This window comes from Stenotrophomonas sp. ISL-67 (assembly GCF_018612915.1).
Classification (GTDB): domain Bacteria; phylum Pseudomonadota; class Gammaproteobacteria; order Xanthomonadales; family Xanthomonadaceae; genus Stenotrophomonas.
Genome location: NZ_JAGGRL010000009.1, coordinates 123,566 through 143,872, shown reverse-complemented (window position 1 = coordinate 143,872; position 20,307 = coordinate 123,566). Strand labels below are relative to the sequence as shown.

The following is a 20,307-nucleotide window of genomic DNA, read 5'->3' as shown; positions in this document are numbered from 1 at the left end:
CCAGGACCCGATTACTCACCGGCACTGGTAGGTGACGTCCTGGCGGCTGTGGCGGAACGGGTCGGTGAGGTCGTCGGAATACCTGCCCAGCAGCAGCCGCTGCCTGGGCAGGAAATGCTGGCGGTAGAAGCGGCTCATCGAGGCCATCCGCCTGCCCTTGTCGGTCAACAGCACACAGCCATGCTCGATGCGGACGGTGCCCGAACTTTCCTGCTCGGTCAGGCGCACGTCCACCAGTCGGTGTTCGACCATGTATTCCTTCGTGAACACATCCTGGAAGGCGTCCTGGCGGATGCCACCACCCCGCTGGTCGAGCTTTTCCAGGATGTAGAACGACAGCGAACGGTCGATCACGGTCGGCACCGAGATCGCGAAGGCGTAGCCGCCCAGCAGCCATACCAGCACCAGCAGCACCTTTTCCGTCGGGGTGAAGCGGCGCAGCGCGGGCACCAGCAGCAACAGGCTGGTGACTGCGGCGGCCAGCAGCGCATCGCCGATTGCCGCGTAGAACACCACATCCACGTTGAAGAAACGGACGTGCAGGAAATGGATGCCCAGCAACAGCACCACGTAGAAGGCGGTAAGCAGCAGTGCGTTGCGTAGGGTTTTCATGGTTTGAACACCAGCAGGCGATTGCCCAGGAACGAGAGGATGAACTGGATGATGCTGATCAGTACGAAGCCCACGCGATAGTCGAACTTCAACACGTCCGACCAGAGCGCCATCAGCCCGCCGTTCAACAGCGCGATGGCCGCGTACAGCAGCACGAATCGCCACAGCTGGCCACTGGCGCGCGCCTGGGTAGCGGCGAACACGAAGAGACGATTGCCCAGGAAGGACGCCACGATGGCGACCGCCGCCGCCAGCAGGTTGGCCACGCCTTTGGAGGGCACATGCACCACCTCCACCAGCAGGGTCAGCACCGCAAAGTGCACGCCGGTCGCCACCAGTCCATTGATGACGTAGCGCAGCAGCTGGCGGATATCAGCGTTGCGCGGCATCGGCGGATACTTCGGTGACACCGGCCAGGTACTCGCGGTAGGCACCCGGCTTCTGGATGGTGCCACGGACGATGCCACTGAGCATCAGCGTCATCAGGGTAAGCGTGCCGGTCTGCAGGAAGACCAGGAACAGCACGCCCAGCGCCATGGAAAACCAGCCCGGGGTGGCGTAGCCGGCCAGCTTGAGCAGGGTGGCTACCACCGCCAGCAGGATCGAGGCCGAGGAAACCAGTACGCACATCAGGCCCACCCGTACCAGCACATCCTCGGCAAACACCATCAGCGCGCGGAAACCGTGCAGCGTGAGCCCAACGAAATTCATCTTGCTCTGGCCGGCGTAGCGCGGGCCGCGGTCGATCGGGCACACCGCCAGGCGCAGCTTGCTGGCGATCAGTCCCGCTGCCACGTGGGTCCACACTTCATGCATGGCATTGAGGCGGTGCAGCGCACTGACCTTGATCGCCATGAAGTTGCCGAAGCTGATGGTGCGCCCGGTGAGCAGCTGGAAGATGAATTTGTAGACCACATAGAAGGTGCGGAAGCGCAGGGTTTCCACCCGGCTCCGGCGCCGCGCCACCGCCACGTCGACATTCTCGTCGCGGGCTGCGTCCAGCAGTTCGGCAATGGTTTCCGGCAGGTCCTCGCCGTCGGAGTCCATCACGATGACCCGCTGCGCGTCGGGCAGGTTCTCTTCGACATAGCCGAGGCCCACGGCGATGGCCTTCTGATGACCGACATTGCGGCGCAGCTTCAACACTACGCCGCTGACTCCCGAGCCAGACAGTTGGAACGGCTGTACCGGTTCCCTGATCGAGCCATCATCCACGGCCACCACAAACACGCGGTCGCCATACAGGCGCGCCAGTTCGCTGAACAACCGGGTCGAGGCCACGTGGTCCTCGTAGACCGGCGTCACCACCACGAACGATTCGTTGGTCTCAAGCATTCTGCTCTCCTGCAGCTCTGCGCGGGGTAGTCTGTCTCCACTGATCCAGCACCATCAGCACCGCGTACATCAACAGCAACTGCACCGGCAGCGCCACGCGGCGGGCACTGGTGGCCAGATGCCAGACCAGGTCGTGCGGGGTGCTCAGGTACACCGCAAACAACACGCCGAAGTAGGCCACGGCGACCATCAGCCCGGCCCGGGCGGCGGGCGTGCGCCAGGTGCGGGTCCACAGTACCAGCAGCAGCACCAGCGGCACCCAGACGGCGCCGCGCAGAAGGGCTTTCAGGATAAGCACGGTCGGTGCCAGGTCGGGCAAGCGCACCAGCAGCTGCCCCTTCAGATCGCTTTCGGCCAGGTCGTTGCCCAGGTCGGCGCCGGCCACGGCCAGCTTCCATGCCAGCAGCGGCAGCATCGACACGGCGAACGCGATCAACAGTCCCCACGGCATGCGCCGGTCGCGCAGCACGCAGGTTGCCACGGCGACGACGGCCACCAGGATGGCCAACACGGCGCCTTCGTTCTTGATCAGGGTCAGCACCGCCGAAAGCGCCGCATACGCAGCCAGCTGGAACCAGGCCACACCGCTGACCTGCGTGCGCGGCTGGACCGCCATGGCGAGTGTGGCGACGGCATAGACCGCCAGGAACCCGTCCATGTACCCATCAACCAGATACCGCCCGCCCACCTCCAGCACCGCCACCGCGAACAGCCCGGCCACCCACCACGTGCGCAGGCTACGCGCGATCAGCAGCAGTGCCGGCAACAGCAGCAGCGTGGCCGCGGCCTTGGGGAAGATCTCGTTCCAATGGCCAACCAGCTTGGCGGCCGTGGCCGACCAGAGCGGCATCAACGAGGGGTAGTCGTTGTGGCTGTAGACGGCGTAGTCGTCCAGCTGGCTGTACAGCGAGCCTTCCAGGTAGATCCGTTTGGCATGGAAAAGCCAGATCGAGCGCGGATCCCATTCGTCGGTGGGGCTACCCAGGGCAAGGACCAGCAGCACGGCAACGATGCCGATCATCCAGGCCGTGCGGCCGTCGCGCAGCGCCAACAACGACCAGACCGCACAGCCCAGCACCGCGATGAAGGCAAGCTGCGTGGGCAGCCCTATCCAGCCAAAGGCGGCGAAGGCATAGCAGGCCAGCACGCCGGCCAGCATGCCCAGCGCGGCGCGTGCGCCTGTATCAGTGGCAGTCAACGAGAACAATGCGCTCACTCCTTGCAATTTCGGTGCAGGTTGGCTGCTGCGGTCCCGGGGTGCGCCAGAGCATCAAGCCCTTGTCGGCCCAATGCACGCGGCGAGGGTACAGCCCGTCCCAAAGGCGTTCGCGCACCAGTGGGTCTTCCCACAGGCCCGGTGCCAGCGCGATCGGCGCGCCGCTTTGCTCGTGGCGGAGAAGCTCGCGGGCTTCGACCACCTCGGGGGGTACCGACTCGGCCCAGCCGGCGTCGGCAACAAAGGCCTGGCGCAGCAGGGCGCCGTCGAAATGGACATCCTTGGCGATGCCGCGCAGCCCCACCAGCAACGCCGCCCCGATCAGCAGACCGACCAGCCAGCGTTGCACAACGGAGGGGTTTCCCTTCCCGGGTTTGATCACGGCAGCATTCCAGGTTCAGCCAAGCCGGAAATTCTAGCATTGCGCCTCGAACGCCCCGCTGGCGCGAGGCCGGGTAGGGTCGGTCCCCAGACGACGCCGTGCATGGATGCACAAGTGGCGCGATCGCAGGATGCGAAGGAGCGCCCCGCACGTATCCCCCCAACGCCCGGTAACGCATGGAGGCCTGATCGAAATCACGCCCTCACCGCGCGATACAGAAAAATTGGTGCCAGAGCCGCCATCTGGAATTCCGCCGCGGCCACCTGAAAATCCCGCCCAGGACCGTCAACTGCCAACTTCATTCCACTTCCCAATATCCTTACCGCACAAGGCTTTCTGGCGCTTTCTAGGCTCGTGACGTCACACCCATTGATGGCGTCAAATGGAATGCGAACATCAACAGGAAAAATCTACTGGAGGTATCGTCGTGTGGTTCGCATGGTGTGCCCGAGAGTTTGAAAGCTCCGCTACTGCATATCGGTCCTCCTATGTCGGGAGGGCGACGGAATAAAAAACCCCATGAGGGAAATACGTCGCACCGTCTGCAGTAGCACGGCTTTCAACCTCCCGACTCCCCTCGCCATCCCGGCGAGGGATACATCTTGGAGAGCCACCATGCATTCCCATGAAAACGAAACGCCAGTCACTGCTGCGCCCCGCCCCGGCCTCGGTTGGCACAAGCCAAAGCGCATACTGGTCGGATCGCTGATCCATCAGCACCAGCAGCCGCAGCCCGGCGATCCGATCATCCCGTGCATCAAACTGCGCGGCATGTGGATGTCCGAGGCCGGCATCGCGCCTGGTACCCGGCTGACCGTGGAAATGTATGACGGCGCCATCCTGCTGCGTGCTGCGGAGCCGGCGGTGTCGGTACAGTTTCGGCCGGTCAGGCGCAGGCACTGGCGGGCGTAATCCGGGCGGTGATGGGTTCAGCGACGCACGCCCTCGCCCTGCATTGCCGCTGCACCGGCGAACGCCCAGAATGACGGCCATTCCCGTTGTGCTGGAGTCCCCATGCCCGTTGCCGCGTTCACCCTGACCTGGGTCTGCCGTTCATGACCGCCCTGAAGGCCAGGCTGCGCGCTGCGGTCTACCTGGTGCTGCGCACCGGCTTCCGGGCGCTGCCCCTGTCAGAAGGGCAGCGCGACCGCCTGCGCGGCCGCTTTCTGGACCGGCATTCGGACTGGGTACCGCCACCGCCGCGCGGGCGGCTTGATGCGTCGGGTGGCGACTGCGCCCGCCGGCCGCTGGTCCGCGCCGATGAGCCTGCCATCGGCCACGTGCCGTACCGGGCCGAGGCCTTGCCTGCAACACTGCCGGCCACGCTGGTGGCGTTCTACCTGCCGCAGTTCCATCCGATCGAACAGAACGATACGTGGTGGGGCAAGGGCTTCACCGAATGGCGCAATGTCACCCGCGCTCTGCCCCAGTTCGAAGGCCACGTGCAGCCACGGCTGCCGGCCGACCTGGGCTTCTACGACCTGCGCAGCCCGCAGGTGATGCGCGACCAGGCCGCCCTGGCCCTCGAGTACGGCATTGGCGCGTTCTGCTTCTACTACTACTGGTTCAGCGGCACCACGCTGCTGGAGACGCCGCTGCGCCAATGGCTGGCCGACGACAGCATCGAGATGCCGTTCTGCCTGTGCTGGGCCAACGAGAACTGGGCACGGCGCTGGGACGGGCGCGGCGATGACATCCTGATCGGCCAGCAGCACAGCGCCGGGGACGATATCGCCTTCATCACGCACGTGGCCGACTACCTGCGCGACCGCCGCGCGTTGAAGGTAGATGGCAAGCCAATGCTGCTGGTGTACCGCCCGCACCTGCTGCCCGACGCACGGGCCACCGCACAGCGCTGGCGCCAGTGGTGCCGGGATCACGACATCGGCGAGATCCACCTGGCGTACGTGCAGGGCTTCGAGCGCCCAGACCCGCGCGATATCGATTTCGATGCGGCCGTCGAATTCCCGCCGAACATGAGCAACCCACGCTCGCTGACCGCCGACCAGTTCCTGATCAACCCGGAGTTCCACGGCGACGTGCGCGACTGGCGCGAGCTGGCCAGCGAAATCGCCGCGCGCCCGCTGCCCGACTACCCGATGTACCCCGGGGTCAATCCCGGCTGGGACAACGAGGCGCGGCGCTCCGGGCGCGGCCGCGTGTACCTGCACGCGTCACCGCGCGGCTACCGCGACTGGCTTTCGACCACGATCCACCAGCGCCTGGCGCCGATTCCGCCGAGCCACCGCCTGGTGTTCATCAACGCCTGGAACGAGTGGGCCGAAGGCGCAGTGCTGGAGCCGGACCTGCGGCTGGGCCATGCGTACCTGGATGCCACCCGACAGGCACTGCACGCACCCGCTGCTGCGCGCACCGCAACGCGCCCCTGCGTGGTGATCCACGCGTGGTACCTGGAAGAGCTCGGTGAGCTGCTGGCGCAGTTGAAGCAGAGTGCCCTTGATTGCCGCCTCATCATCAGCACCGCCCATGAGCACCTCGACCGGGTGCAGACGTTGCTGCAGGCCTCCGGCCTGGCCGGTGAGGTGATGGCCTTCGCCAACCATGGCCGCGACGTCCTGCCGTTCCTGCACGTGGCCAACCGGCTGCTGGAGGAAGGCGAGGACGTGGTGCTCAAGCTGCACACCAAGCGCTCCACCCACATGCAGCAGGGCGCACAATGGCGCCAGGAACTGCTGCTGCAGCTGCTCGACGATGGCCACGGCGCGCAGGCAGTGGCGCGTTTCGCGCAGGACCGCGAGCTGGGCCTGCTGGCCCCGGCCGGCCACCTGTTGTCGGTGCGCGACTACGTGGGCGCCAATGACGCCGCGCTGCAGCGGCTGCAGGTGCGGCTTGGCCTGCACACCGACATCCGCGCGGCGAAGTTCAGCGCCGGCAGCATGTTCTGGGTGCGACTGGCGGCCCTGCGGCCGTTGCTGGATGCCCACCTGCCACCCAGCGCGTTCGACGCCGAACACGGCCAGGTCGACGGGACGCTGGCACACGCGCTGGAGCGTGCGCTGGGTGCGGTGTGCGTGGATGCCGGGTATACCGTGGCCACGATCGGCGCGACGACGGAGGGGGCGGGCTATGCCTACGCCAGACGCGGCTGACCCGCACGCCGGCACAGCGTGCGGACCCCCGCGCTGCCGGCTCAGCTGAAGCTGACGCCGGTCTTTTCCTTCAACTCGTCGGTACTCACGCCCGGCGCGGCCTCGACCAGGGCCAAGCCTGCATCGGTGACATCGAATACCGCCAGGTCGGTAATGATCCGGTCGACCACGCCCACGCCGGTCAGTGGCAGGGTGCACTCGGGCAGGATCTTGTGCTCGCCGTTCTTGGCGGTGTGTTCCATCAGCACCACCACGCGCTGCACGCCGGCCACCAGGTCCATGGCGCCGCCCATGCCCTTGACCATCTTGCCCGGCACCATCCAGTTGGCCAGGTCGCCCTTGTCGGTGACCTGCATCGCGCCGAGGATGGCCAGGTTGACGTGGCCGCCGCGGATCATCGCGAAGCTGTCGTGGCTGCCGAAGTAGCTGGCGCCGGCCCGTGCAGTGACGGTCTGCTTGCCGGCATTGATCAGGTCCGCATCCACCTCGGCGTCGGTCGGGAACGGGCCGATGCCGAGCAGGCCGTTCTCGGACTGCAGCCACACATCCACGCCGTCCGGAATGTAGTTGGCCACCAGGGTCGGCAGGCCGATGCCCAGGTTCACGTACGCACCATCGGTCAGCTCGCGGGCGGCGCGCTGCGCCATTTCATCGCGGGTCCATGCCATGTCAGTTGTCCTCCGCACGCACGGTGCGCTGTTCGATGCGTTTTTCGGGGGTGGGATTGTGCACGATGCGGTGCACGTAGATGCCCGGCAGGTGCACGTGGTCCGGATCGATGCTGCCCACTGGCACCACCTCTTCCACTTCCACCACGCACAGCCTGCCGGCCATCGCGCAGGCCGGGTTGAAGTTGCGCGCGGTCTTGCGGAACACCAGGTTGCCCGCCTCGTCGGCCTTCCATGCCTTGACCAGCGCCACGTCGGCGCGCAGCGCGGTTTCCATCACGTAGTGCTTGCCATCAAATTCGCGGGTTTCCTTGCCCTCGGCCACCACCGTGCCGAAGCCGGTAGCGGTGAAGAAGGCCGGAATGCCGGCACCGCCGGCACGCAGGCGCTCGGCCAGGGTGCCCTGCGGGTTGAACTCCAGCTCCAGCTCGCCGGCCAGGTACTGGCGCTCGAATTCCTTGTTTTCGCCCACGTAGGACGAAATCATCTTGCTGATCTGCCGCGTTTCCAGCAGCTGGCCCAGGCCGAAACCGTCCACACCGGCATTGTTGGAAATCACCGTCAGGCCTTTCACCCCGGTGTCACGCAGCGCCGCGATCAGCGCTTCGGGAATGCCGCACAGGCCGAAGCCGCCGACCGCCAGGGTCTGGCCATCGGCCACCGCGCCCTGCAGGGCTTCTGCTGCGGAAGCAAAGCGCTTGCTGCGCTTGCCGTTGGAAGTGGGTTGCTGCATTGCGGTCTGGCCCTGCACGGTATGGATGGGGCCATTCTAGCCGGTCACCCTCGATAGCCCGGGATGCGACGCAGCATGGCCGCCACCCGGTGCCGGAACCGGTGCCCGTATCGTCCTAGAATGTCCATCTCCATTCATACCGGTGCAGCGCGCGACGCTGCATGTCGCAACCCAAGGCGGGCCATGGCAGCACCTTTCAACGAAGATGACCTGTTCCGCTGGTTCGACGCCTGGACCCTGGAAAAGAGCGAGCGTTGCCTGTCAGGGGTGCGCAATGTGGAACTGCAGGACGCGGTGCTGACAGCCGATGTGAAGGGTTCCGTCAAGCAGCCCTATCAGGTCTGGATCGACCTGCGCGCCAGCACCCGTACCGCGCGCAGCCGCCTGAAGGGCGATTGCACCTGCCCGGTAGACGACATCTGCAAGCATATGGCCGCCGTACTGCTGGCGGTGCTGCTGGCACCTGACGAAATGCCAGACGCTGCACTTGCCGCCACCGACCTCACCCTTCCGCCACGCCCGCAGCTGCTCGCGGAATTGTCGCGCTGGCAGGCCGGTCGCGTCACCCCAGCCCCTCGGCACCCTCGCGGTATCGCCTTCACACTGTCGACGAGCCACTTCCGGCCCTTCATCGTCGTCCATCGAACCCGGCAGGCCGCCAACGGCGCGGTGACCTTCGACAAACTGCTGGACATCACCCCGGACGTGCTGCTGGAACCGGCTGGCCACCTGACCCAGATCGATATCGCGATCCTTACCCAGTTGTGGCTGCTCCAGCAGAACCAGCTGAAGACCGCGCAGATCGATGTCGCCGCCCTGCTGGCCCTGGTCGTCTCCAGCGGCCATGGCTGGGTGTCCGGTCCCTCTCTCCACGAACGGGTGGCCGCGCGCGCGGGTCCGCTGCGCCGCGGGGAGCTGGCGTGGACGCCCACCGACCATCACGGCACGCTGCTGCCCGCGCCCACCCTGCAGTTGGAGGGAGGTGCCGAGGGAATGGTGCTCGGAACGTCAGCGTGCTACCTGGACCCGGTGACCGGTGAGGTCGGCCCCTTGGCGCTGGACGTGTCGGCCCAGGATGCAGACGCCTTCCTCAGCCTGCCACCACTGCTGCCGAACGAAGAAGCCGTGGTCGCCCAGATGCTGCAGCAGATCGATTCAGCACTGCCACGACCTGGCAGCGCCGAGGCCCTGCCCACCCTGCGCATCGCCTCGATGTCCCCGGTCCTGCGCCTGCACAGCCTGGAGTATCGTCCGGCCTGGCTGCGCCGCCGCGATCCTTCGCAATGGACTGACATGGCCACGGTCGCCTTCGAATACGACGACCACGTTCGCGTCCTGGGAGATCCCTCGTTGTTTGCCCATGATGCAGATGGCCAGCTTTGCCTGCTTCCGCGCGACCTGGCCGAAGAGGCGCGACGCGAGACCGAACTCGGGACGGTAAAACTGCACCGCGAACGCCAGCCACGTGCGACGCTGGAAGGTGCCGGGCCATCGTTCGAACTGCGCAGCTTCGACTGGACGCGTTTCATGCTCGAAGACGCGCCGCGCCTGGAGGCGCTGGGCTGGAAGATCGAGCCCGACGATGATTTCCGCCATCGCATCACCCTGGTGGAGGACATCCACCTGGATATCCTCCCTGACCCCAGCCAGGAAGGCTGGTTCGACCTGGCGCTGGACGTCCAGGTCGATGACCGTAACGTGCCGTTGGCACCGCTGCTTCAGCAGATGCTGCAGACCGACCCGCGCTGGATGCGGGGGCAGCTCGATGCCATCGATGACGACGAACGCATCCTGTTGTCGGCGGCCGACAACACCCGCCTGGTACTTCGTGCCGGGCGCCTGAAGCCGGTGATCGCGCTGCTGGCCGACCTGTTCGGATCGCGCGATGCATCGCTGCGGGTTTCTGCCCGCGACCGGGGCCGCCTGCGTGCCCTGCAGGACACTGCGCGGTTGCAGTTCAAGGACCGCAAGGACACCCGCGCGCTGGTGCAACGGTTGTTGGACGGTCCGGCCATGGCAGCAGTAAGTGCGCCGCTCGGACTGGCGGCCACCCTGCGCCCCTACCAGCAGGAAGGCCTGGCGTGGCTGCAGTATCTGCGGCAACAGGACCTGAGTGGCGTACTGGCCGACGACATGGGCCTGGGCAAGACCCTGCAGACCCTGGCCCACGTGCTGCTGGAAAAGGAAAGCGGCCGGCTGGACCGGCCAGCGCTGGTGGTGCTGCCGACCTCGCTGCTGAACAACTGGCAGACTGAAGCCGCCCGCTTCACCCCCGGCCTGCGCGTGCTGACGCTGCATGGCACCGGACGCGAGGCGTTGTTCGAACAGATCGCCGGGCACGACCTGGTGTTGACCACCTACCCGTTGCTGTGGCGCGACGAAGATGCGCTGCAGGCGCACCGCTACCACCTGCTGATACTGGACGAAGCGCAGCAGGTGAAGAATCCAAAATCACGCGCTGCCGCCACCTTGCGCATGTTGCAGGCACGCCATCGCCTGTGCCTGACCGGCACGCCACTGGAGAACCACCTGGGCGAGCTGTGGACGCACTTCGATTTCCTGCTGCCCGGCCTGCTCGGCAGCGAAAAACAGTTCAACCAGCACTGGCGCCACCCCATCGAGCGCGGCACCGACCGCCAACGCGCGCAGCTGCTGGCACAGCGCCTGCGGCCGTTCATGTTGCGCCGGCGCAAGGACCAGGTGGCGACCGAGCTGCCAGCCAAGACGCTCATCACCCGCACGGTTGCCCTGGAAGGCGGGCAGCGCGACCTTTACGAAACGGTGCGCGCCGCCATGGAAAAAAAGGTACGCGATGCCATTGCCAGCAACGGCCTGGCCAAGAGCCACATCGTGGTCCTCGACGCCCTGCTGAAACTGCGCCAGGTATGCTGCGACCCGCGCCTGCTGCCCGGCGACAAAGGAGCACGCAGCGCAGGCTCGGCCAAGTTGGAACTGCTGCGCGACATGCTGCCGGAGCTGGTCGAGGAAGGCCGCCGCATCCTGCTGTTCTCGCAGTTCACCAGCATGCTGGCACTGATCGGGAAGACCTTGGACGAGCTCGGGCTCGCCTATGTCGAACTGACCGGCAGTACCAAGGATCGTGCCACGCCGGTGCAGGCCTTCATGCAGGGCCAGGTTCCCGTTTTCCTGATCAGCCTGAAAGCCGGCGGCGTCGGCCTCAACCTGACGGCGGCAGACACCGTGATCCACTTCGACCCCTGGTGGAACCCGGCGGCGGAAAACCAAGCCACCGATCGCGCCCACCGCATCGGCCAGCAGCAACCCGTGTTCGTCTACAAGCTCATTGCCGCCGGCAGCATCGAGGAGCGCATTGCCGAGTTGCAGCAACGCAAGGCGGCGCTGGCCGAATCGATCCTCGAGGGCGGCGCTGGCACCGGGCCACGCTTCAACGACGCCGACTTGGATGCCCTGCTCGCGCCACTGCCGGGCGTGGTGCCCAGGAAAACCGGGGGCAGGCGTTCTGGCGGAAGCGGCTGAGGCCCGTTCGGTCACGCGGTGTTGGGGCCTGAAAACGATTCCCATACATGACAGCAGCTAAACTTGCCTACTGACTCAGGATAGGACTCACGATGACCCTCCCCGCATTCAAGGCATACGACATCCGCGGCCGCGTGCCGGACGAGCTGAACGAAGACCTGGCGCGCCGGATCGGCGTGGCGCTGGCTGCCCAGCTGGAGCCGGGCACGGTGGTGGTGGGTCATGACGTGCGCCTGACCAGCCCCGGCCTGCAGGATGCGCTGGCCGCCGGCCTGCGCGGTGCCGGTCGTGAGGTGCTGGACATCGGCCTGTGCGGCACGGAGGAAGTGTATTTCCAGGTCGACCACCTTAATGCCGCTGGCGGAGTCATGGTCACGGCCAGCCACAACCCGATGGACTACAACGGCATGAAGCTGGTCAAGCAGCAGGCCCGGCCGATCAGCTCGGACACCGGCCTGTTCGCGATTTCCGACGCGGTCGAGGCCGACACTGCACCTGCCGTGGCGCCCAAGGCGGGCATCCAGTCGCACACCGACAAGGGCGCCTATATCGAGCACCTGCTCAGCTACGTGGACCGCGCCGCGCTCAAGCCGCTGAAGCTGGTGGTCAACGCGGGCAATGGCGGCGCCGGCACCATCGTCGACCTGCTGGCCCCGCACCTGCCGTTCGAGTTCATCCGCATCGCGCATGAGCCCGATGGCAGCTTCCCCAACGGCATTCCCAACCCGCTGCTGCCGGAAAACCGCGCGCTGACCGCACAGGCCGTGCGCGACCATGGCGCGGACTTCGGCATTGCCTGGGACGGCGATTTCGACCGTTGCTTCTTCTTCGACCATTCCGGCCGCTTCATCGAAGGCTATTACCTGGTCGGCCTGCTCGCCCAGGCGATCCTGGCCCGCCAGCCCGGCGGCAAGATCGTGCACGACCCGCGCCTGCTCTGGAACACCATCGAGATGGTGGAAGAGGCCGGCGGCGAAGCGGTGCTGTGCAAGAGCGGGCACGCCTTCATCAAGGAAAAGATGCGCAGCGAAAATGCCGTGTATGGCGGCGAAATGAGCGCGCACCATTATTTCCGCGAGTTCGCCTATGCCGACTCGGGCATGATTCCGTGGTTGCTGATCGCCGCACTGGTGTCCGAATCGGGCCGTTCGCTGGCCGACCTGGTGGAAGCGCGCATGCAGAAATTCCCGTGCAGTGGCGAGATCAACTTCAAGGTGACCGATGCCAAGGCCGCCGTTGCCCGCGTGATGGAGCACTACGCCGCGCAATCGCCGGTGCTGGACCATACCGACGGGATCAGCGCTGATTTTGGCCAGTGGCGCTTCAACCTGCGCAGCTCCAATACCGAGCCGCTGTTGCGCCTGAACGTGGAAGCACGTGGCGACGCAGCACTGCTTCAGCAGCGCACCGACGAGATTTCCCAGTTGCTCAAGGCATCCTGAGGCCCAGCCCGATGAACGACATTCTTCCAGTGATCCTGTCTGGCGGCTCCGGCACGCGGCTGTGGCCGCTGTCGCGCGAGGCCTACCCCAAGCAGTTCCTGGCACTGGCCGGCGAGCAGACCATGCTGCAGGCCACCTGGCAGCGCGTGGCCCCCATCGCCGGGCGTGCGCCGCTGGTGGTGGCCAACGAGGAACATCGTTTCGTCGCCGCCGAACAGCTGCAGCAGCTCGACGTGCAGCCGCAGGCCATCCTGCTGGAACCGGTCGGGCGCAACACCGCGCCGGCCATCGCGGTGGCGGCACTCGAGGCCACGCTGGACGATGGCGACCCGCTGCTGCTGGTGTTGCCGTCGGACCATGTGATCGCGGATGAGGCGGCCTTCCGTGCCGCCGTGATCCGTGCACTGCCTGCCGCCCGCGACGGCAAGCTGGTCACCTTCGGCATCGTGCCCACGGGACCGGAAACCGGCTACGGCTACATCAAGGCGTCTTCCGGCGATGCCGTGCGCGCGGTGGACCGGTTTGTCGAAAAGCCCGATGCCGACACCGCGCTGCAGTACGTGCAGTCCGGCGGGTATTTCTGGAACAGCGGCATGTTCCTGTTCAAGGCCTCGCGTTACCTGGCCGAACTGGAACGCTTCCAGCCGGCCATGCTGGCCGCAAGCCGCAACGCCTGGCAGCTGGCGCGGCGGGACACCGACTTCACCCGCTTGGACAAGGACGCCTTCGCGGCGGTGCCGGCCGATTCCATCGACTACGCAGTGATGGAAAAGACCGCCGATGCCGTGGTAGTGCCGCTGGATGCAGGCTGGAATGACGTGGGTTCGTGGACCGCGCTGCGCGATGTGTCGGCGCAGGACGCCGATGGCAACGCCCATCATGGCGACGTCATCGCCATCGACTGCCGCAACACCTACGCTTATGGTGAGCGCCTGATCGCACTGGTCGGGTTGGATGACGTGATCGTGGTGGAGACCGATGATGCGGTGATGGTGGGCCGCAGCGATCGCATGCAGGAGATCAAGCAGGTGGTGGCGCGGCTCAAGGCCGACGCACGTCCTGAAGCCACCTGGCACCGCAAGGTGTACCGCCCCTGGGGCGCCTACGATTCCATCGACAACGGCGAGCGGTTCCAGGTCAAACGGATCACGGTCAAGCCCGGCGGCACGCTGAGCCTGCAGATGCACCACCACCGCGCCGAGCACTGGGTGGTGGTCAGCGGCACGGCCGAAGTCACCCGCGGTGACGAGGTGATCCTGCTGGGCGAGAACCAGAGCACCTACATCCCGCTGGGCGTGACCCACCGGCTGCGCAACCCGGGCAAGCTGCCACTGGAGCTGATCGAAGTGCAGTCGGGCAGTTACCTCGGCGAAGATGACATCGTGCGCTTCGAAGATACGTACGGCCGCAGCTGAGCCGCTGGCGCACGCCCAACAAAAAACCCGGCGATGCCGGGTTTCTTTCTTGTGCGTAGAGCCACGCCCTGCGTGGCTGCTCACATCTCAGCAATCACACGCTTCAACCCGTCCTGCCAGCTGGGCAGCGCGATGCCGAAATCCGACTGGATCCTGGCCACGTCCAGGTGCGAATAGGCAGGCCGCTTGGCCGGGGTGGGATACTCGGCGGTGGTGATCGCCTCGACCGTTGGTGCGCGCGCCAGTTTTCCTGCGGCCACCGCCTCGGCAAAAATGGCTTCGGCAAATCCATGCCAGCTGGTTTCGCCCTCTGCCGTGAGGTGCCATGTACCGGAAAGCGCGCCCGGGTGCTGCAACGCCTGCGCGGTTACGTCGGCAATCAGCGCGGCCGGCGTCGGCGTTCCCACCTGGTCGGCGACCACGCGCAGCACATCACGTTCAGCACCCACACGAAGCATGGTGCGCAGGAAGTTGGCGCTGTGCGAGGCGTACACCCACGCGGTGCGGAAGATCAGGTGGCGGCCGCCGGCCGCCCGCACGGCGTCCTCACCGGCCAGCTTGCTTTCGCCATACACGCCCAGCGGTGCGGTGGCATCGTCCTCGCGATACGGACGGCGGCCCTGCCCATCGAACACATAGTCGGTGGAGTAATGCACCAACGGCACGCCTGCCGCCGCACACCAGCGCGCAATCACGCCCGGCGCCTCGGCATTGGCACGCCAGGCGGCATCACGCTCGCCTTCGGCGCGGTCCACGGCCGTGTAGGCGGCAGCGTTCACCACCACCGCCGGTTGGATGCGTTCGAGCACCGCAGTCAATGCGTCGGGCGCGTTGAAATCGGCAACCTCGCACGGGCTTCCATCTGCCAGCAGGCCACTGCGGGTGGTCGCCACCACGGGCCCCAGCGGTGCCAGCGCGCGCAGCAGCTCCTGGCCCAGCTGACCGTTGCCGCCAAACACCAGCACCGTCATGCGGTGAAGACCGGCAGGCGCTCTTCGGCGATGTCTTTCAGGAACGGCGCGGCTTCGTCCTTGGCCGACAGGGTCGGGCCGCTGATCGGCCAGTCCACCGCGATGTCGGCGTCGTTCCAGCGCACACCGGCATCGAAGTCCTTCAGGTAGACCTCGGTGCACAGGTAGCTGAACACCGCACGCTCGGACAGCACGGCGAAACCGTGTGCGAACCCTTCCGGGATCCAGAACTGTTTCTTGTTTTCGGCGCTCAGCACCACCGCTTCCCACTGGCCGAACGTCGGCGAACCGCGGCGGATATCCACGGCCACGTCATAGACCTCGCCTTCCAGCACGCTGACCAGCTTGCCCTGCGGGCGCGGCCACTGGTAATGCAGGCCACGCAGCACGCCCTTGGCGGAGGTGGAGACGTTGCTCTGCACGAACTTCGTCGGCAGGCCGTGCTGGCCGAACCGCTCTGCGTTCCAGGTTTCGAAGAAGAAGCCACGCTCGTCGCCGAATACCGCCGGCTCGATCACCACGCAACCGGGCAACTTGGTTTCAATCACTTTCACGGAACAACTCCACGCACGGCCATCGCATGCAGGTACTGGCCATAACCATTCTTGATGAGAGGGGCAGCAAGCGCTTCCAGCTGCTCGGCAGTGATCCAACCCTGCCCGAACGCAATCTCCTCGGGGCAGCAGACCTGCAGGCCCTGGCGGGTCTGGATGGTCTCGATGAAGTTGGAGGCCTCCAGCAACGACTGGTGCGTGCCGGTATCGAGCCACGCGTAGCCACGACCCAGCGCTTCCAGGTGCAGGTTGCCCTCGCGCAGGTAGCGCTGGTTCAGATCGGTGATTTCCAGCTCGCCACGCGGCGAAGGCTTCAGCTCAGCGGCGTGGTGGCTGGCATTGCCGTCGTAGAAGTACAGGCCGGTGACCGCATAGTTCGAGCGCGGATTGGCCGGCTTCTCCACCAGGTCGATCACCTTGCCGGCCTTGTCGAATTCGGCCACGCCATAGCGCTCAGGGTCGTTCACCCAGTAGCCGAACACGGTTGCGCCGGTTTCGCGCTGGTCGGCATTGCGCAGCACTTCGCGCAGACCGTGACCGTGGAAAATGTTGTCACCCAGCACCAGGCAACTGGGCTTGCCGCCGACGAAATCCTTGCCGATCAGGTACGCCTGCGCCAGCCCATCGGGGCTCGGCTGTACGGCGTATTCGATGTTCATGCCCCACTGCGAACCGTCACCCAGCAGGGTCTGGAACAGTGCCTGCTCGTGCGGCGTATTGATGATCAGCACGTCGCGGATTCCCGCCAGCATCAACACGCTGAGGGGGTAGTAGATCATCGGTTTGTCGTACACCGGCAGCAGCTGCTTGCTGACGCCCTTGGTGATCGGATAGAGGCGCGTGCCGGAGCCGCCCGCCAGGATGATGCCTTTGCGTTGCGTCATATATGGATCCTTTAGGCCGTGGTGCCGATGCGCTGCAGGCGGTAGCTGCCATCCAGCACGCCATTGACCCACTCCTGGTTGTCCAGGTACCAGTCGACGGTGAAGCCGATGCCCTGCTCGAAGGTGTACTTCGGCTCCCAGCCCAGCTGATCCTTCAGCTTGCTCGCATCGATCGCATAGCGGCGGTCATGCCCGGGACGGTCCGCCACGTAGGTGATCTGGCTGCTGCGCGGCTGACCGTCCTCGCGCGGACGGCGTGCATCCAGCAGCGCGCAGATGGCGTGCACCACTTCGATGTTTTCCTTTTCCGAGTTGCCACCCACGTTGTAGGTCTCGCCGACCTGGCCCTTGGCCAGCACGGTACGGATGGCCTCGCAGTGGTCGGACACGAACAGCCAATCGCGTACCTGCTTTCCGTCGCCATAGACCGGCAGCGGTTCGCCGGCCAGCGCCTTGGCGATCACCAGCGGGATGAGCTTCTCCGGGAAGTGGTACGGGCCGTAATTGTTGGAGCAGTTGGTGGTCAGCACCGGCAACCCGTAGGTGTGGTGGAATGCGCGCACCAGGTGGTCCGAAGCAGCCTTGGACGCCGAGTAGGGCGAGTTGGGCGCATACGGGGTGGTTTCGCTGAACTTCCCGGTTTCACCCAGGGTGCCGTACACCTCATCGGTGGACACGTGCAGGAAGCGGAACGCCGCGCCCTGCTCGGCCGGCAGTGCCTTCCAGTAGTCACGAACGGCTTCGAGCAGCCCCAGGGTGCCGACCACGTTGGTCTGGATGAAGGCACCGGGACCATCAATGGAGCGGTCCACGTGGCTTTCGGCGGCGAAGTTCAACACCGCGTCGGGCCGGTGCTCGGCCAACAGGCGGGCCACGAGGTCACGGTCGCCGATATCACCCTGGACGAACACATGGTCCGGGTTGCCCTCAAGGGGGGCCAGGGTTTTCAGATTGCCCGCATAGGTAAGGACGTCCAGATTGACGACGCGTACGCCTTTGGCGACAGCTTCGAGGACAAAATTACCGCCAATGAATCCGGCTCCGCCGGTTACAAGCCATGTGGGCACTTCCCGTTCTCCAGTTCGGTTTCTTCTTAAGGGCACCAGTACGGCACCCGATTGAGCGTTACAGCATACATGCAGCTGTGTTTCAGACTGTCTTCAACCCGTTCATACGGCCGGGTGTAAGCGTCGCGATACTGCAGCGCAGCATTTCCATACGCATTCGCATGGTAGCGCGGGGACAGTTAGAATCACCGTCCCACCCCCGAACCGGTTGCTTCCCAGGCGCCGGACGTTCCCCGTTATTGAAGGATCCCGCACCAGATGAAAATCCTCGTCGCGTACAAGCGCGTGGTGGACTACAACGTCCGCATTCAGGTCAAGCCGGACGGTTCCGGCGTGGTCACCGACGGCGTCAAGCTGTCCCCCAATCCGTTCGATGAAATCGCGCTGGAAGAAGCCCTGCGCCTGCGCGACAAGGGCATCGCCACCGAGGTGATCGTCGCCACCATCGCCCCGGCCGACGCCCAGGCGCACCTGCGCAACGGCCTGGCCATGGGCGCCAACCGCGCCATCCACGTGGTCACCGACCAGGCCATCCAGCCGCTGACCGCCGCGCGCACCCTGCTCAAGCTGGTCGAGAAGGAACAGCCGGACCTGGTGATCCTGGGCAAGCAGGCCATCGACGACGATGCCAACCAGACCGGCCAGATGCTGGCCACGCTGTGGGGCCGCCCGCAGGCGACCTTCGCCAGCAAGCTGGAGATCTCCGACGGCAAGGCCACGGTGACGCGTGAAGTCGACGCCGGCCTGGAAACGCTGGAAGTGGACCTGCCGGCCGTGGTCACCACCGACCTGCGCCTGAACGAGCCGCGCTTCATCAAGCTGCCCGACATCATGAAGGCCAAGGCCAAGCCGCTGGAGAGCCTGCAGTTGGCCGATCTCGGCGTCGATGCCGCCGATACCTTCAAGACCACCCAGTACGCCGCGCCGTCCAAGCGCAGCAAGGGCGTGATGGTCAAGGACGCGGCCGAACTGGTTGCCGCACTCAAGCAGAAGGGGTTGCTGTAATGACCAAGATCCTCGTTGTCGCCGAACACCATGACGGCAAGCTCAACGCCGCTACCGCCAAGACCGTCAGCGCCGCCGCTGCGATCAGCGGCGCCAGCATCGATGTGCTGGTGCTGGCTGCCGATCCAGCCACCGTCGCCGCCCAAGCGGCCGGCCTGGCAGGCGTGGCCAAGGTACTGACCGTGGCCAACCCGGCCAATGCGCAGGCGCTGGCCCAGGTACTGGCCCCGCAGATCGCGCAACTGGCCAAGGGCTACACCCACGTGTTCGGCCCCTCGACCACCTTCGGCAAGGACCTGATGCCGTGCGTGGCCGCGCTGTTGGGCGTCAACCAGGTGTCCGACCTGATGACCGTTGAAGGCAGCCACAGCTTCAAGCGCCCGATCTACGCCGGCAACGCGATCATCACCGTGGACCTGCCGGCCGACCAGATCGTGGTGGCCACCGTGCGTGCGGCGTCCTGGCCGGAAGCGGCCACCGGCGGCAGCGCCGCAGTGGAAGCGGCCAGCGTGGACGCGGCCCTGCCGACCCACACCCGCTTCATCGGCTTGGCCGCCGGTGCCACCGACCGCCCCGACCTGCAGAGCGCCAAGCGCGTGGTCTCCGGCGGCCGTGGCGTGGGCTCGGAAGAGAACTTCAAGGTGATCTTCCAGCTGGCCGACAAGCTCGGTGCAGCCGTGGGCGCCTCGCGTGCTGCGGTGGACGCCGGCTACGTGCCCAGCGACCTGCAGGTGGGCCAGACCGGCAAGATCATTGCGCCGGAACTGTACGTGGCGGTGGGCATCAGCGGTGCGATCCAGCACCTGACCGGGATCAAGGACGCCGGCACCATCGTGGCGATCAACAAGGACCCGGATTCGCCGATCTTTGAGATTGCCGACATCGGGCTGGTGGGCGATCTGTTCACGCTGTTGCCGGAGCTGGAAGCGGCGCTTTGATATCCATCGTTGGGATGCCAGGGTGCCGTTGCGGCACCCTGGCATTACCGGAGCCGACATGAAACTGAGGGTGCTGCGGTTTCTGATTTCCGGCGGGTCAGCGGCTGCCGTTGAGTATTCCGCGTTTGCCGTTCTGCAACTTGTCCTGGGTAGCGACTGGCTTCTGCTCAATCAATCCTCAAGCTTCGGCTGTGGCTTCGTTGTCAGCTTCCTGATGAACCGTCACTGGGTATTTCGCAGCAGCGGACCTATGGGAGGCGAGCTCGCCAAGTACGGATTCGTCGCAGCGATCAATCTATGTGCGAGCAACCTGGCCATTTTCCTGTTGGCAGGACCGGCCGGGTTCCATCCACTGGCCGCAAAGTTCGTGACCATGGGGATGGTCGCAGCCTGGAATTATTTGATCTTCTCGCGGCTGGTGTTCAAGTCTGCCGATTAGCAGATCGTCTTTACAAGCCGACGAATCTCTCCCATTAC

At 65.7% G+C, this 20,307-nt stretch carries 19 protein-coding genes; 8 read left to right on the top strand and 11 right to left on the bottom strand.

Going from position 1 to position 20,307, the window contains the following annotated elements:
* Positions 1-15: 15 nt before the first annotated feature.
* Genes J7J08_RS10965 through J7J08_RS10945 form a run of 5 tightly spaced genes read right to left on the bottom strand, consistent with a single transcriptional unit; the run spans position 16 to position 3,545 of the window.
* Positions 16-612 carry a hypothetical protein gene (locus tag J7J08_RS10965; protein ID WP_214905172.1) on the bottom strand — a complete coding sequence of 199 codons (597 nt, stop codon included), beginning with the start codon at positions 610-612 and terminating at the stop codon, positions 16-18.
* Entirely contained in the window at positions 609-1,001 is a 393-nt protein-coding gene (locus J7J08_RS10960; protein WP_214905171.1) for a GtrA family protein, read from the bottom strand. The genes J7J08_RS10965 and J7J08_RS10960 overlap by 4 nt, the downstream gene beginning before the upstream one ends.
* The gene (locus J7J08_RS10955; RefSeq protein ID WP_214905169.1) at positions 985-1,947 is read right to left on the bottom strand and encodes a glycosyltransferase; all 963 of its coding nucleotides are present in this window, start codon (positions 1,945-1,947) and stop codon (positions 985-987) included. Before J7J08_RS10955 ends, J7J08_RS10960 begins: the two co-directional genes overlap by 17 nt.
* A complete protein-coding gene (locus J7J08_RS10950; protein ID WP_251006577.1) occupies positions 1,940-3,154 on the bottom strand; it encodes a hypothetical protein in 1,215 nt (404 codons plus the stop codon). Before J7J08_RS10950 ends, J7J08_RS10955 begins: the two co-directional genes overlap by 8 nt.
* Positions 3,132-3,545: a hypothetical protein gene (locus J7J08_RS10945; RefSeq protein ID WP_214905167.1), complete on the bottom strand. Its 414-nt coding sequence runs from the start codon at positions 3,543-3,545 to the stop codon at positions 3,132-3,134. Before J7J08_RS10945 ends, J7J08_RS10950 begins: the two co-directional genes overlap by 23 nt.
* A 615-nt stretch (positions 3,546-4,160) precedes the next feature.
* Between J7J08_RS10945 and J7J08_RS10940 the strand changes: the two genes are divergently transcribed.
* Together J7J08_RS10940 and J7J08_RS10935 are read left to right on the top strand one after the other, a co-directional pair.
* Positions 4,161-4,457, top strand: a complete 297-nt coding sequence (locus J7J08_RS10940) for a SymE family type I addiction module toxin (protein WP_214905165.1) — start codon at positions 4,161-4,163, stop codon at positions 4,455-4,457.
* A 143-nt stretch (positions 4,458-4,600) separates the two neighbouring features.
* On the top strand, positions 4,601-6,655 hold the full coding sequence (locus tag J7J08_RS10935) for a glycoside hydrolase family 99-like domain-containing protein (RefSeq protein ID WP_214905162.1): 2,055 nt from the start codon (positions 4,601-4,603) through the stop codon (positions 6,653-6,655).
* 41 nt (positions 6,656-6,696) lie between these two features.
* On the opposite strand, the gene J7J08_RS10930 is transcribed toward J7J08_RS10935, so the two are convergent.
* A complete protein-coding gene (locus J7J08_RS10930; protein ID WP_214905159.1) occupies positions 6,697-7,323 on the bottom strand; it encodes a CoA transferase subunit B in 627 nt (208 codons plus the stop codon).
* A 1-nt stretch (position 7,324) separates the two neighbouring features.
* The gene (locus tag J7J08_RS10925) at positions 7,325-8,056 is read right to left on the bottom strand and encodes a CoA transferase subunit A (protein ID WP_214905157.1); all 732 of its coding nucleotides are present in this window, start codon (positions 8,054-8,056) and stop codon (positions 7,325-7,327) included.
* A 183-nt stretch (positions 8,057-8,239) separates the two neighbouring features.
* Here J7J08_RS10925 and J7J08_RS10920 point away from each other — a divergent pair, with 183 nt between their 5' ends.
* From J7J08_RS10920 to J7J08_RS10910, 3 genes are all read left to right on the top strand, one after another.
* Entirely contained in the window at positions 8,240-11,554 is a 3,315-nt protein-coding gene (locus J7J08_RS10920; protein ID WP_214905155.1) for a DEAD/DEAH box helicase, read from the top strand.
* A 92-nt stretch (positions 11,555-11,646) separates the two neighbouring features.
* The gene (locus J7J08_RS10915) at positions 11,647-12,996 is read left to right on the top strand and encodes a phosphomannomutase (protein WP_214905154.1); all 1,350 of its coding nucleotides are present in this window, start codon (positions 11,647-11,649) and stop codon (positions 12,994-12,996) included.
* A gap of 11 nt (positions 12,997-13,007) precedes the next feature.
* Positions 13,008-14,411 carry a mannose-1-phosphate guanylyltransferase/mannose-6-phosphate isomerase gene (locus tag J7J08_RS10910; protein ID WP_214905153.1) on the top strand — a complete coding sequence of 468 codons (1,404 nt, stop codon included), beginning with the start codon at positions 13,008-13,010 and terminating at the stop codon, positions 14,409-14,411.
* A gap of 80 nt (positions 14,412-14,491) precedes the next feature.
* On the opposite strand, the gene rfbD is transcribed toward J7J08_RS10910, so the two are convergent.
* From rfbD to rfbB, 4 genes are read right to left on the bottom strand one after another with little or no spacing between them, the layout of a single operon-like run.
* Complete coding sequence (gene rfbD / locus J7J08_RS10905; protein WP_214905152.1) at positions 14,492-15,382, bottom strand: dTDP-4-dehydrorhamnose reductase; 891 nt, start codon at positions 15,380-15,382, stop codon at positions 14,492-14,494.
* Positions 15,379-15,936 carry a dTDP-4-dehydrorhamnose 3,5-epimerase gene (gene rfbC, locus J7J08_RS10900; RefSeq protein ID WP_214905151.1) on the bottom strand — a complete coding sequence of 186 codons (558 nt, stop codon included), beginning with the start codon at positions 15,934-15,936 and terminating at the stop codon, positions 15,379-15,381. The genes rfbD and rfbC overlap by 4 nt, the downstream gene beginning before the upstream one ends.
* Positions 15,933-16,820, bottom strand: coding sequence for a glucose-1-phosphate thymidylyltransferase RfbA (rfbA, locus tag J7J08_RS10895; protein WP_214905150.1), 888 nt, complete (start codon positions 16,818-16,820; stop codon positions 15,933-15,935). The genes rfbC and rfbA overlap by 4 nt, the downstream gene beginning before the upstream one ends.
* Positions 16,821-16,831: 11 nt before the next feature.
* Complete coding sequence (rfbB, locus tag J7J08_RS10890; RefSeq protein ID WP_214905149.1) at positions 16,832-17,887, bottom strand: dTDP-glucose 4,6-dehydratase; 1,056 nt, start codon at positions 17,885-17,887, stop codon at positions 16,832-16,834.
* Positions 17,888-18,145: 258 nt separating this feature from the next.
* Here rfbB and J7J08_RS10885 point away from each other — a divergent pair, with 258 nt between their 5' ends.
* Genes J7J08_RS10885 through J7J08_RS10875 form a run of 3 tightly spaced genes read left to right on the top strand, consistent with a single transcriptional unit; the run spans position 18,146 to position 20,269 of the window.
* Entirely contained in the window at positions 18,146-18,892 is a 747-nt protein-coding gene (locus J7J08_RS10885) for an electron transfer flavoprotein subunit beta/FixA family protein (RefSeq protein WP_214905147.1), read from the top strand.
* The gene (locus J7J08_RS10880) at positions 18,892-19,830 is read left to right on the top strand and encodes an electron transfer flavoprotein subunit alpha/FixB family protein (RefSeq protein WP_214905145.1); all 939 of its coding nucleotides are present in this window, start codon (positions 18,892-18,894) and stop codon (positions 19,828-19,830) included. Before J7J08_RS10885 ends, J7J08_RS10880 begins: the two co-directional genes overlap by 1 nt.
* A gap of 58 nt (positions 19,831-19,888) precedes the next feature.
* Positions 19,889-20,269, top strand: a complete 381-nt coding sequence (locus tag J7J08_RS10875; protein ID WP_214905143.1) for a GtrA family protein — start codon at positions 19,889-19,891, stop codon at positions 20,267-20,269.
* The last annotated feature ends 38 nt before the right edge of the window (positions 20,270-20,307 follow it).

What these genes read in the sequence shown, in the direction of transcription:
- J7J08_RS10915 (WP_214905154.1), top strand. Translation starts at nt 11,647, where the DNA reads ATGACCCTCCCCGCATTCAAGGCATACGACATCCGCGGCCGCGTGCCG.
- J7J08_RS10935 (WP_214905162.1), top strand. Translation starts at nt 4,601, where the DNA reads ATGACCGCCCTGAAGGCCAGGCTGCGCGCTGCGGTCTACCTGGTGCTG.
- J7J08_RS10875 (WP_214905143.1), top strand. Translation starts at nt 19,889, where the DNA reads ATGAAACTGAGGGTGCTGCGGTTTCTGATTTCCGGCGGGTCAGCGGCT.
- J7J08_RS10960 (WP_214905171.1), bottom strand. Translation starts at nt 1,001, where the DNA reads ATGCCGCGCAACGCTGATATCCGCCAGCTGCTGCGCTACGTCATCAAT.
- rfbD (WP_214905152.1), bottom strand. Translation starts at nt 15,382, where the DNA reads ATGACGGTGCTGGTGTTTGGCGGCAACGGTCAGCTGGGCCAGGAGCTG.
- J7J08_RS10920 (WP_214905155.1), top strand. Translation starts at nt 8,240, where the DNA reads ATGGCAGCACCTTTCAACGAAGATGACCTGTTCCGCTGGTTCGACGCC.
- J7J08_RS10965 (WP_214905172.1), bottom strand. Translation starts at nt 612, where the DNA reads ATGAAAACCCTACGCAACGCACTGCTGCTTACCGCCTTCTACGTGGTG.
- J7J08_RS10880 (WP_214905145.1), top strand. Translation starts at nt 18,892, where the DNA reads ATGACCAAGATCCTCGTTGTCGCCGAACACCATGACGGCAAGCTCAAC.
- J7J08_RS10930 (WP_214905159.1), bottom strand. Translation starts at nt 7,323, where the DNA reads ATGGCATGGACCCGCGATGAAATGGCGCAGCGCGCCGCCCGCGAGCTG.
- rfbA (WP_214905150.1), bottom strand. Translation starts at nt 16,820, where the DNA reads ATGACGCAACGCAAAGGCATCATCCTGGCGGGCGGCTCCGGCACGCGC.
- J7J08_RS10925 (WP_214905157.1), bottom strand. Translation starts at nt 8,056, where the DNA reads ATGCAGCAACCCACTTCCAACGGCAAGCGCAGCAAGCGCTTTGCTTCC.
- J7J08_RS10885 (WP_214905147.1), top strand. Translation starts at nt 18,146, where the DNA reads ATGAAAATCCTCGTCGCGTACAAGCGCGTGGTGGACTACAACGTCCGC.
- J7J08_RS10910 (WP_214905153.1), top strand. Translation starts at nt 13,008, where the DNA reads ATGAACGACATTCTTCCAGTGATCCTGTCTGGCGGCTCCGGCACGCGG.
- J7J08_RS10940 (WP_214905165.1), top strand. Translation starts at nt 4,161, where the DNA reads ATGCATTCCCATGAAAACGAAACGCCAGTCACTGCTGCGCCCCGCCCC.
- J7J08_RS10955 (WP_214905169.1), bottom strand. Translation starts at nt 1,947, where the DNA reads ATGCTTGAGACCAACGAATCGTTCGTGGTGGTGACGCCGGTCTACGAG.